Source organism: Micromonospora sp. NPDC047753 (assembly GCF_040642735.1).
GTDB lineage: Bacteria > Actinomycetota > Actinomycetes > Mycobacteriales > Micromonosporaceae > Micromonospora.
Genome location: NZ_JBEYSL010000212.1, coordinates 1 through 10,964, shown reverse-complemented (window position 1 = coordinate 10,964; position 10,964 = coordinate 1). Strand labels below are relative to the sequence as shown.

The window sequence follows — 10,964 nt, the reverse complement described above, 5'->3', positions numbered from 1 at the left end:
GATGCCCTCTCGGTGGCCGCACCGATCCGCGTACCGGAGGGTGTGGTGGCGGCGATCTCGCTGGTTGTCGCCCACGACCGGGCGGACCCGGTGGCGTTGGCCCCGCTGGTCCAGGCTGCCGGCCGGGTGGTCTCCCGGGCGCTGAGCAACTCCGTCTGATGTAGACATACTGCAAATCGTTGACGCCCGATCAAAATCTGCATTACGTTGCCCGTGCGCGTGTCACTCCCCACCTTCGTGCGCGGATCGGCATCGACGAAAGGGAGCACCCATGTCACTGGACAGCAAGGTTGCCATCGTCACCGGAGCCGGGCGGGGCCTCGGCCTGGCCTACGCCCAGGAGCTGGCGCGGCGGGGCGCCTCGATAGTGGTCAACGACGTCGACGCCGGAGCTGCCGCCGACGCGGTGGCGGCGATCCAGTCATCCGGCGGTCGGGCCGTCGCGGTGGTGGCACCGGTCGGCCCGACCGAGACCGCCAAGGAGCTCGTCAGCACGGCGGTCGAGCACTTCGGACGGCTGGACATCCTCGTCACCAACGCGGGCGTCCTGCGTGACACGGTGCTGTGGAAGATGAGCGACGACGACTTCGACACCGTCATCAACGTGCACCTGCGCGGCACGTTCACCACGGTGCGCGAGGCGGTGCAGCACATGCGGCAGGCCGGCGAGGGCGGCCGGATCATCTGCGTCGGGTCACCCACCGGGCAGCGGGGTACCTTCGGCCAGACCAACTACGCGGCCGCCAAGGCGGGCATCGTCGGCATGGTCCGTACCTGGGCACTCGAGCTCAAGCGGGCCGGCATCACCGCCAACACCGTTGTTCCGGTCGCCGCGACCGCGATGACCGCCACCGTCCCCTACTTCGCTGCGGCGGTACGGGCCGAGGCGAACGGCGAGCCGATGCCCGCGTTCTTCCGACACGGCCTGGGGTTCGGCACGGCGGACGACGCGGCCGGGCTCGTCGCGTTCCTCGGCTCCGACGCGGCGGCCTCGGTGACCGGGCAGGTGATCGGTGTGGGAGGGGACCGCCTCCAGATCTGGACCCATCCGGAGGCGGCTCTGACCGCGCACCGCGAGGGCGGCTGGACGTACGAGGCGCTCGTGGACGCCTGGCCGACGACGTTCGTCGGCGCCGAGCAGAGCGTCGGCGAACGCTTCCCGGACCTCCCCGAGGAGTTCGAGCCCGCGACGTCCTGACCCGCCCCGACGAAGGTTGGCCCCATGTACCAGCCCGCGATCGACCTCGACACCGTCACGGCGATCGACATGCACGTGCACATCGAGGTCGACGACCACAGTCACACCTCACTGCCCGAACCGCTCGTGGCGGCGGCGTCGGCGTACTTCAAGACGGACGGCCCACGGCCGGCGGTCGGCGCGGTGGCCCAGTACTACCGCGAGCGGAGCATGGCGGCCGTCGTCTTCACAGTGGACGCGCGTACCCAACTGAAGCACCCACCACTGTCGAGCGCCGACATCGCCCGTGCCGCGGCAGAGCACGCCGACGTGCTGATCCCGTTCGGGTCGGTCGACCCGCGCACAGGCGAAGCCGCCCTCGACCTCGCCGCCCGACTGATCGAGGAGGAAGGCGTACGAGGCTTCAAGTTCCACCCCACAGTGCAGGGCTTCGACCCCAGCCACGACGAGTACGCGCCGATGTGGGGCCTGCTTGAGCGGGCCGGCGTCCCGGCGCTCTTCCACACCGGGCAGACCGGCATCGGCGCCGGCACCCCGGGCGGTTACGGCCTGCGCCTCGGCCTGTCGAATCCGATCCTGCTCGACCCGATCGCGGCCGACTTCCCCGACCTTCAGATCATCATGGCCCACCCGTCGGTGCCCTGGCAGGACGAGGCGTTGTCGGTGGCCACGCACAAGCACAACACCTGGATCGACCTGTCCGGCTGGAGCCCGAAGTACTTCCCGGCCGAGTTGGTGCGTCACGCCAACTCGGTGCTGAAGCGACGGGTGCTCTTCGGCACCGACTACCCCCTGCTCACCCCCGACCGGTGGCTGCGCGACGTGCAAGCGACCGATCTCAAGCCGGATGTGCTCCCGGGCATCCTCAAGGACAACGCGGCCCGCCTGCTGGGCCTTGCCCGGTGACGACGAGAGGAAGCGCCATGACGACGACCATCACCTACGAGCGGCTGGGCGACCTCGCGGGCACCGATCTTGGCCACACCGGGTACCGCACTGTCACCCAGGACCAGGTCGACCTGTTCGCGGACGCGACGGACGACCACCAGTGGATCCACGTCGACCCCGAACGGGCGAGGACCGGGCCGTTCGGCGCGCCGATCGCGCACGGCTTCCTCACCCTCTCCCTGGCCGTTCCGTTCTGGACCGAGCTGCTTGAGGTCAAGGGCGTGACCACGAAGGTCAACTACGGCCTCGACAAGGTGCGCTTCCCCGCGCCGGTCGTGATCGGGGCGCGGGTACGCATGCGGGCCACAGTCGTCGAGGTCGTCGAGGTGCGCGGCGGCTACCAGATCGCCGTCGACCAGACGATCGAGATCGAGGGCGGCGCCAAGCCGGCGGTCGTCGCGCGAGGGCTGTACCGCTTCTACGCCTGAGGCCCGGGGGCATCCGACGAGCCGGGCGAGCACACCACCTCCACCCCCGGGAGAATGCTGATGCAGCAGCACGGAATTGGCGCCTGGGTGGCCAAGCGCCGGCTGAAGTCCCCGGACCAGGTCGCGATCATCCACGGCGACCGGCCCCCCATGACGTACGGACAGTTCGCCGACGCCGCGGACCGGATCGCGGCGGTGCTGCGGGAGCGAGGCGTCGGTAGGGGTGACTGCGTCGCCTACCTGGGCGAGAACAGCCCCGAACTCCTCCTGGTGATGTTCGGGGCGGCGCAGGTCGGGGCCGTCTTCGTGCCGATCAACACCCGGCTCGCCGCACCCGAGATCGTGGCCGTCCTCGCCGACTGCGGCGCGCGGGTGCTGATCCACGACCCGGACTTCGCGGCGCTGGTGGCCTCCGCCGCGCCGACCGCCCGGACCCCGTACGTCATCGTCAACGGTGAGGGCACCGCGGACCGGCACGGGCTTGCCCGCCTGACGCGGGCCGCCGTCTCCCCGTTCACCGGTCGGGTCGACTCCACCCACGAGGACCCGGCGGCGATCGTCTACACCTCGGGCACGACCGGCCGGGCCAAGGGTGCCGTGCTGACCCACGGCAACCTCACCTGGGTGGCGCTCAACTGTGTGGTCGACTACGACGTCGTCTCCACTGACGTCGCGCTCATGATCTCGCCGCTGTTCCATGTCGCGTCGCTCGGGATGGGTGCCCTGCCCGTCATCCTCAAGGGCGCCACGATGGTGATCGAGAAGGGCTTCGAGCCGGGCCGCGCGCTCGCGCAGATCGAGCGGCACGGGGTGACAATGCTCAGCGGCGTGCCGACCACCTACCAGCTCATGGCCGACCATCCCGCCTGGGCGTCGACCGACCTGTCCACGCTGACGAAGCTCACCTGCGGAGGTTCGGCCGTGCCGGCCCGCATCCTCAACGCGTACGAGGCGCGGGGCCTGTCGTTCTCGCAGGGTTACGGCATGACCGAGGCCGCGCCGGGCGCGACAGCGTTGCCGCCGACGATGACCCGCGTCAAGCAGGGCAGTGTCGGTCTGCCGCACTTCTTCACCGATGTGCGGATCACCGACGCGGCCGGGGCGGTGGTGCCCACCGGCGCTGTCGGTGAGATCGAGGTGGCCGGGCCCAACGTCTTCCCCGGCTATCACGGCCTTGCGGAGGCGACCGCCGAGGCGTTCACGGCCGACGGGTGGTTCCGCTCCGGCGACCTCGGACACCTGGACGCCGACGGCTACCTCTACATCTCCGGCCGACTCAAGGACATGATCATCTCGGGGGGCGAGAACATCTACCCGCTCGAACTCGAGCAGCTGCTCACCGAGGTCGACGGGGTGACCTCGGCGGCGGTCATCGGCGTGCCGGACGAGCGTTGGGGTGAGGTGCCCTGGGCGATCGTGACCGTACGGGAGGGGGCGTCGGTGGACACCACCACCGTCCGGGCGTGCCTGGACGGCAGAATCGCCCGCTACAAGCTCCCGAAGAACGTGGTCATCGTGGATGAGCTGCCGCGGACGGCGTCGGGGAAGGTGCGGAAGGCCGATCTGAGGACCCGATTCGGCTCCTAGCAGTGGGCCGGGCCGCGACGAGTTCGGCGAACTCCGCCGCTGACGCCTCGGCCAGCTTCTCGTGCGTCCGACGGTAGGTCTCCACCGATCTCGTGGCGGGCCATTCGTCGTCCATGAACTCGGCCGGCAGCCTCGGGTCGGTGCGCAGCAGCGCGAGCCAGTCCGCCACCAGCATCGTCCGTACGGTGAGGGCGCTCGGTGCCATCGCCGTCGCGGACGGGTCGTCCCACACGTCGATGAAGGCCAGGTGGGCGCGCCGGATCGCCTCGATGTCCCACGCGGCGCGTACGCTATCGCCGATCGGGAACCCGGCGAGTTCGCGGGCGTGAAAGGCGACCACCGTATTGGGCGCGAGGTCCTGCCGCAGCGGCTCCAACGAGCCGGCGAGGTCGACCTCGCCGGGCGCGAGCCAGAGCCCGTCCCGGATCGGCGCGAAGCCCTCCCAGATGAGAGTTGAGCGCAGTCGGTGCCGCAGCATCCGCTGGCCCTCCGGGATCGAGAAGGTGACAAGGGTCCACCCGTTGCCCTGTGGGTCGAACGGCCGCGGCCCGCGAACGCGGTACGTCGCCTCGCGCAACACCGCGACCCCGTGCTCGGTCAGCGAGAACAGCGTCTCCCGGCCGCTCCTGCTGCGGGCGAGGATGCCGCTGTGCACGAGTCGGTCCAGGGTCGCGCGGGTGGCCGGCGCGGCGACGTCGGCGCCCTCCAGCACGTTGATCAGGACGCTCGCCCGGATCGGTCCCGTGTCACCGTCGACGACGTGCTCCCCGAAGAAGGCGAGCAACAACTGCTTCGGCTGACGACTACCCACAGCCCTTCCCTTCGGCGAACTCGTTGGTTGGCCGCCGATCACCGCGCGGATCGCGGGGCCACGGCCTGCCCGCGCTTGGCCCGCTGGATCTGGTCGTAGACGTGCGTCCGCAGTTCCGTGAAACGGGGCAGAGCGCGGGTCGTGATCTGATCGCGCTCCGGCGGCAGGTCGATCGCGAGGTCCTCTTGGACCCAGGTCGGCGACGTGGACAATACTAGAACCCGCTGACCGAGATACACCGACTCGTCGATGTCGTGGGTGACGAAGACAACCGAGATGGTCCGGCTGGCGTGCAGCTCGCGGACCAGGTCCTCCAGGTCGGCCCGGGTCTGCGCGTCCACGGCGGCGAACGGTTCGTCCATGATCAGGACGTCGGGCTGGTAGGCGATGGCCCGCGCGATCGCCACGCGCTGTTGCATCCCCCCGGAGAGCTGCCACGGGTGGCTCAGCGCGGCGTGCCCGAGACCCACCGCCTCAAGAGCGTCGACGACAAGCTTGTTTCGGGCATCGCGGTTGAGCCTCTTGTGCCGCAGTGGAAGCTCGACGTTTCCGCGCACCGTCAGCCAGGGGTAGAGGCTACGGCCGTACTCCTGGAACACGACTGCCATGGCCGGGCTGGGCCCGGTCACCGCGGAGCCGTCCATCTCGACCAGGCCGCTGGTGGGCCGCAGCAGGCCGGCGAGGCATTTCAGCAGGGTGGTCTTGCCGCAACCGGACGGCCCGACGATGCAGACGAGCTCACCGGCGTCCATCGTGAAGCTGATGTCCCCGATCGCCTCGACGTTGCCCGTGGTGGACTCGTAGACCTTCCGCAGGTGCTCCACCAGCAGCAGACTGCTCCGATCAGGCACGGTTGACCTCCCTGACTCCGTGGTACCAGCGCAGAACGCGCTGTTCGACGAGACCGAAAGCTACGGCGAGGAGAACGCCGACGAGACCGAGGAGGAGGATGCCGCTCCACATCTCGGCGATCAGGTAGTTGCGCTGGAAGTAGGCGATCCGGTAGCCGAGGCCGGAGGAGGAGGCGAACATCTCGGAGATGACCATCAGGATCAGCGCGACCGAGAGGGCCTGACGAACCCCGGCCATGATCCGTGGGCTGGCAGCGGGGAGTACGAGGAACCGGAGCCGCTCCCACCAGGAGACCTGGAACGACTCCGCGGTCTCCTTCATGACGCTGTCGGTCCCCCGGACACCCTCGATCGTGTTCAACAGGATCGGCCAGACCGCGCCGGAGACGATCACGGCCACCTTCATGGTGTCGGTGATTCCGAGCAGGAGCATCACCACCGGGATCAGCACCGGTGGTGGGATGGCCCGGAGGAACTCCAGCAGTGGTTCGAGGAGTTCCCGCAGCCAGGGGGTCAGCCCGATGACGGTGCCGGCGCCGATGCCGAGCACGATCGACGCGGCGACACCGAGGCCGAGGCGGGCGAGGCTCGGCAGCACGTCCTCGACGAAGGCCGGACCGACCCAGGTCTCCCGAAAGGCTCTGGCGATCGTCAACGGGTCGGGGAAGAACCGGTTCGTCGCCCTCGTCGCCGCCAGGCCCCAGACCACCAGCAGCATCGTCGGCAGGCCCAGTGGGTAGAGGAGGCCCGCCGCGATCCGGGTTCCGACCGTCCGGCTGCGTGCCGTGGTGGCGATCCGCCCGGGGTACGTGGTCACAGCGCCTCCTCTCCTCGTACGGACTGGTGCCAGGACAGCACCCGACGCTCGATGAACCGGAAGACGATGTTCACCATGAGCCCGAGCAGGCCGGTGACCACGACCAGCGCGTACAGGCCGGCGGCGTCTCCGGCGGACCGGGACAGCTCGATCATGCGCCCGAGACCGGGGTTGCCGATCACCATCTCCGCGGTGATGGCGAGGATGAGCGCGACTGCCGCCGCGAGCCGCAGGCCGGTCATGAGGTACGGCAGGGTGGTCGGCAGGACGAGGTGCGACAACTGTTCCCGCCTACTCAGACCGAAACTGCGGGCGGTGTCGCGGGCCACCGAGTCGACGTCGGCGACGCCGTAGATGACCTGCACGAACACCTGCCAGAACGACGCGTAGATGATGATGACGAGGGCGGCCTGCCGCTGGATGCCGAACATCAGCACGGCGAGCGGGATGAGGGCGACCGACGGGATCGGGCGGAGGAACTCGACGATCGTGTGGGTCGCGCGCCGCAGGAAGGGCACCAACCCGACGACCGTGCCGAGGACGACGGCGGCGACCGTCGCCACCGTAAGGCCGATCGCCCAGGACGTCATGGTGCTGCCCAACCGCCGCCAGAACGCGAGGTCGACGAGTTGCTCGACAAGCCGCGCCAGCACGTCGGTCACGTACGGCAGGTAGAGCGGGTTGATCAGGCCCAGCGTCGGGATCAGCTGCCAGACGACGAGGAACGCGGTCAGGCCGACGACGCCCAGCATCGCTTTGCGTAACGCGCGTAGGCGTCGGGTGGGAAACACGCGCATGTCACTCCCGTCGTCAGGCGGGCGACGAGGCCCTCCCCGCTCCGGGGGCGGGGAGGGCGGGATCGCGCCGGCTACTGCTGCTGGATGAGACGGTCGAGGTTGGGTTGCCTGTCGAGCACCTTGTACTTCTGCGCGAGCTCGGCGAGCGTCTGGAGGCTCGACCGGTCGACCTCCCAACCGAATGCCGGCAGCCGCACCGACTCGACCACCGGTGGGGGCAGCTCAAGGTTGTCCTTGATGGCCTGCCGAAGCGCCGCCTCGTTGGCGGGGGCCTTGGCCCACTCCAACGTCTTCTTCATCGCCGCCGTGAAGTCCTCGACCAGCTTGGCGTCCTTCTCCGTGCGTTCCCTGGTGGTGATGGTGGTGAGCGTGGTCAGGCCGGGCACCACCGCCTGGTAGGGGGCGACGATGAAGGTGTCGCCGCGGGTCTTCAACTGGGTGACGAAGGGCTCCGGCACCCAGGCGGCGTCGATGTTGCCGGATTCGAGTTGGGCCGGGGCGTCCGGAAAGGCGACCTCGACGAACTTGATCCTCGAAGGGTCGCCACCGTCCTTCTCGACCGCCGCCATGATCGTCACGTCGCCGGCGGCGCCCAGGCTGTTGACCGAGACCCGCTTGCCCGCGAGGTCGGCCGGCCGCTTGATGCCTGACTTCGCCGAGGCCACCACGGCGTTGATGTCGTCGCCGTCGGCGTACGAGGAGGCGTAGTTGCCGATGATGACGACGCCGAGATCCCGCAGGTCGGCCCGGAACGGCCCGAAGGGCTGGCCGATGGCGAAGTCGATGTCGCCGTTCAGGAGCGCGGGAATGGCCTGCGCGCCGCCCTGGGCGGGCAGCACCTCGACCTGGAGGCCGCGCTCGGCGAAGACACCGGCCTTGATGCCGCCCCACAGTGCGGCGGTCTCGGTGATGGGCAGCGCCGCGACCCGGACCTTGCGCAGGTCGCCCGAGGTCTGTTCGGACGGGTTGGACGCGTCGGAGTCGGTACATCCGGTGAGGGCGACCGCGGTGACGGCGATCAGCCCGAGAGCCATGACCTTCTTCATGGACGAGGCCCTTCCTGGGCGGGGGTGGTGGGTGCCTCGGATGTGCAGGTGACCAACGGTGGCGCGGGGGCGCACTTCGCTGTGTTGGCCATGGTCAGTCACCCCGGCATTGAAAGTCAATAATTTCTGACGCCCGTCAGAAATAAGTTGAACAACGCTCTGCTGTGGTGCCGTCCCGCACGCTCGCGTTCAGACCTCGGGCAGGCCCACGTAGTTCTCGGACAGGCTTGCGGCGTACGCCTCGGAGGTGGCGACGTACCTCAGCGTGGCGGTCTGGAGCTTCGTCTCGTACGGGTCGTCGCGCTCCAGCCGGTGCAGCATTGAGGTCATCCACCAGGAGAAGTGCTGGGCTCGCCAGACCCGGCGTAACGCCGTGGCCGAGTATGCCTCCAGCAGATCGGTGCTGCCTCGGTCGTACCAGCCGGCGAAGGCGTCCCCCAGCAGCGCGACGTCAGCGAGCGCGAGGTTCATGCCCTTCGCGCCGGTGGGTGGGACGATGTGCACGGCGTCCCCGGCCAGGAACAGCCGCTCCCACCGCATCGGCTCGACAACGAAACTGCGCATCGGGGTGATGGACTTCTCCAGGATCGGTCCCTCGTTGAGCGACCACCCCGGCACGGTCTCCAACCGTGCCCGCAGCTCCGTCCAGATCCGCTCGTCCGGCCACGCGGCGATGTCCTCGTCGGGCGCGACCTGTAGGTACAGCCGAGAGATCTCGGAGGAGCGCATGCTGTAGAGGGCGAAGCCACGCTCGTGGTTGGCGTAGATGAGTTCGTCCACCGCCGGCGGTGCGGCGGCGAGGACGCCCAACCAGGCAAACGGGTACACCCGCTCGTAGGTGGTCAGCACCCCTTCGGGCACCGCGCCGCGGCTCACCCCGTGGAACCCGTCGCAGCCCGCCACGAAGTCGCAGCGCAGCTCCTGGACCTGCCCGTCGCGTCGAAAGTGGATGACCGGGGAGTCCGAGTCCAGCCGGTCCAGGCGTACCGCCTCGGTCTCGAAGAGGATCGAGCCACCGGCCGCGAGCCGGGCGGCGATCAGGTCCTTGACCACCTCCTGTTGCCCGTAGACGGTGATCGCCCGCCCGGTCAGGTCTGCCATCGGCACCCGGTGCGACTCCCCGGCGAAGCGCAGCTCGATGCCCTCGTGGCGCAGTCCCTCCCGTCGCAGCCGCTCGCCGACGCCGTTGCGGCAGAGCAGGTCGACCGAGCCCTGTTCGAGGACGCCCGCCCGGAGCCGGTGCTCGACGTGGTCCCGGCTGCGGCTCTCCAGCACCACGGACTCGATTCCGCGCAGGTGCAACAGGTGCGACAGCATGAGCCCCGCCGGCCCGGCGCCGACGATGCCGACCTGGGTACGCATTCCCGGCATGCCCGATCCTTCCGGTGTCAGAACGGGTACCGCGTGATGGCGCCGCGCACGGTGAGCCACTGGGTCTCGGTGAACGCCTCGACGTTCGCCGCGGGCCCGCCGAACCGGGAGCCGGTACCGGACGCTCCCACCCCACCGAACGGCGCCACCGCCTCGTCGTTCACCGTCTGATCGTTGATGTGCACGATCCCGCTGGGGATCCGGTCGGCGAGGGCCATCGCCCTCATCACGTCACGGCTCAGGATGCCCAGCGACAGGCCGTACTCGGTCTGGCGGGCCAACTCGACGGCCTCGTCCTGGTCGGCAAAGGTGATCACCGGGGCGACCGGGCCGAAAACCTCCTGGGCGTACGCCGGGGTCGCGGGGGTGACGTCGGTGAGCACCGTCGGCCGGTAGAACAGTCCCTCGTACGTGCCCCCGGCGGCCAGCCGGGCACCCGCGTCGACGCTCGCGGTGACCAGTGCGTGGATCTTGTCGCGCTGATGCTCGTCGATGATCGGCCCGAGCGCCACCTGCTCCTTTGCCGGGTCGCCGACCGGCAGGTGGTTCGCCTTCTCCGCCAGCCGCTCGACGTAGCGCTCGGACAGACTTTCGTGGACCAGGTGCCGGCCGGTGGTCATGCAGATCTGACCCTGGTGCAGGAAGGACCCCCACGCGCCGGCGGAGACAGCGAGGTCCAGATCGGCGTCGTCGAGCACGATCAGCGCCGAGTTGCCACCGAGTTCGAGGTGCGAACGTTTGAGGTGGCGTGCCGCCGCCTCACCGACCTTGCGGCCGGCAGCGGTCGAGCCGGTGAAGCTGATCACCCGTACGTTCGGGTCGGCCACCAGCGCCTCGCCGGCCTCCACCCCGCCGGGAAGGACGTGCAGCAACCCTTCGGGCAGGCCGGCCTCCTCGAAGACCCGGGCGATCGCGACGCCACCGCAGACGGCGGTGCGCGGATCGGGCTTGAGCACCACGGCGTTGCCCAGCGCCAGGGCCGGGGCCACCGAACGGGTGGCCAGGATGAGCGGGAAGTTGAACGGCGCGATGACCCCGACGACGCCGACGGGCAACCGGCGGGCCAGGCTGAGCCGCGGTTGCACGCTCGGGATGATCTCGCCCAGCGGG

General features: G+C 69.6%; 11 protein-coding genes. 4 read left to right on the top strand and 7 right to left on the bottom strand.

The features are described 5' to 3' along the window. The first annotated feature begins 271 nt into the window (after positions 1 to 271). From ABZ749_RS18835 to ABZ749_RS18820, 4 genes are read left to right on the top strand one after another with little or no spacing between them, the layout of a single operon-like run. Positions 272 to 1,198: an SDR family NAD(P)-dependent oxidoreductase gene (locus ABZ749_RS18835; protein WP_357229417.1), complete on the top strand. Its 927-nt coding sequence runs from the start codon at positions 272 to 274 to the stop codon at positions 1,196 to 1,198. A gap of 24 nt (positions 1,199 to 1,222) precedes the next feature. Next, positions 1,223 to 2,104, top strand: a complete 882-nt coding sequence (locus ABZ749_RS18830) for an amidohydrolase family protein (protein WP_357229414.1) — start codon at positions 1,223 to 1,225, stop codon at positions 2,102 to 2,104. 17 nt (positions 2,105 to 2,121) lie between these two features. Continuing rightward, positions 2,122 to 2,574: a MaoC family dehydratase gene (locus ABZ749_RS18825; RefSeq protein ID WP_357229412.1), complete on the top strand. Its 453-nt coding sequence runs from the start codon at positions 2,122 to 2,124 to the stop codon at positions 2,572 to 2,574. Between the two features lie 60 nt (positions 2,575 to 2,634). Then, positions 2,635 to 4,161 carry a long-chain fatty acid--CoA ligase gene (locus ABZ749_RS18820; RefSeq protein WP_357229409.1) on the top strand — a complete coding sequence of 509 codons (1,527 nt, stop codon included), beginning with the start codon at positions 2,635 to 2,637 and terminating at the stop codon, positions 4,159 to 4,161. On the opposite strand, the gene ABZ749_RS18815 is transcribed toward ABZ749_RS18820, so the two are convergent. The 7 genes from ABZ749_RS18815 to ABZ749_RS18785 form a co-directional block, all read right to left on the bottom strand. Next, entirely contained in the window at positions 4,085 to 4,972 is an 888-nt protein-coding gene (locus ABZ749_RS18815; RefSeq protein ID WP_357229406.1) for a PaaX family transcriptional regulator C-terminal domain-containing protein, read from the bottom strand. The genes ABZ749_RS18820 and ABZ749_RS18815 overlap by 77 nt on opposite strands. A 38-nt stretch (positions 4,973 to 5,010) precedes the next feature. Further along, positions 5,011 to 5,823 (bottom strand): ABC transporter ATP-binding protein, encoded by an 813-nt coding sequence (locus ABZ749_RS18810; protein ID WP_355006322.1) that lies wholly within the window; start codon positions 5,821 to 5,823, stop codon positions 5,011 to 5,013. After that, a complete protein-coding gene (locus ABZ749_RS18805) occupies positions 5,816 to 6,640 on the bottom strand; it encodes an ABC transporter permease (RefSeq protein ID WP_357229402.1) in 825 nt (274 codons plus the stop codon). The genes ABZ749_RS18810 and ABZ749_RS18805 overlap by 8 nt, the downstream gene beginning before the upstream one ends. Then, entirely contained in the window at positions 6,637 to 7,437 is an 801-nt protein-coding gene (locus ABZ749_RS18800; RefSeq protein WP_357229399.1) for an ABC transporter permease, read from the bottom strand. The genes ABZ749_RS18805 and ABZ749_RS18800 overlap by 4 nt, the downstream gene beginning before the upstream one ends. A 71-nt stretch (positions 7,438 to 7,508) precedes the next feature. After that, the gene (locus ABZ749_RS18795; RefSeq protein WP_357229395.1) at positions 7,509 to 8,483 is read right to left on the bottom strand and encodes an ABC transporter substrate-binding protein; all 975 of its coding nucleotides are present in this window, start codon (positions 8,481 to 8,483) and stop codon (positions 7,509 to 7,511) included. 189 nt (positions 8,484 to 8,672) lie between these two features. Next, positions 8,673 to 9,854, bottom strand: a complete 1,182-nt coding sequence (gene pobA, locus ABZ749_RS18790) for a 4-hydroxybenzoate 3-monooxygenase (protein ID WP_357229392.1) — start codon at positions 9,852 to 9,854, stop codon at positions 8,673 to 8,675. A 17-nt stretch (positions 9,855 to 9,871) separates the two neighbouring features. After that, positions 9,872 to 10,964, bottom strand: a 1,093-nt coding sequence (locus tag ABZ749_RS18785; RefSeq protein ID WP_357229389.1) for an aldehyde dehydrogenase family protein, incomplete at its 5' end; no start/stop codon positions are given.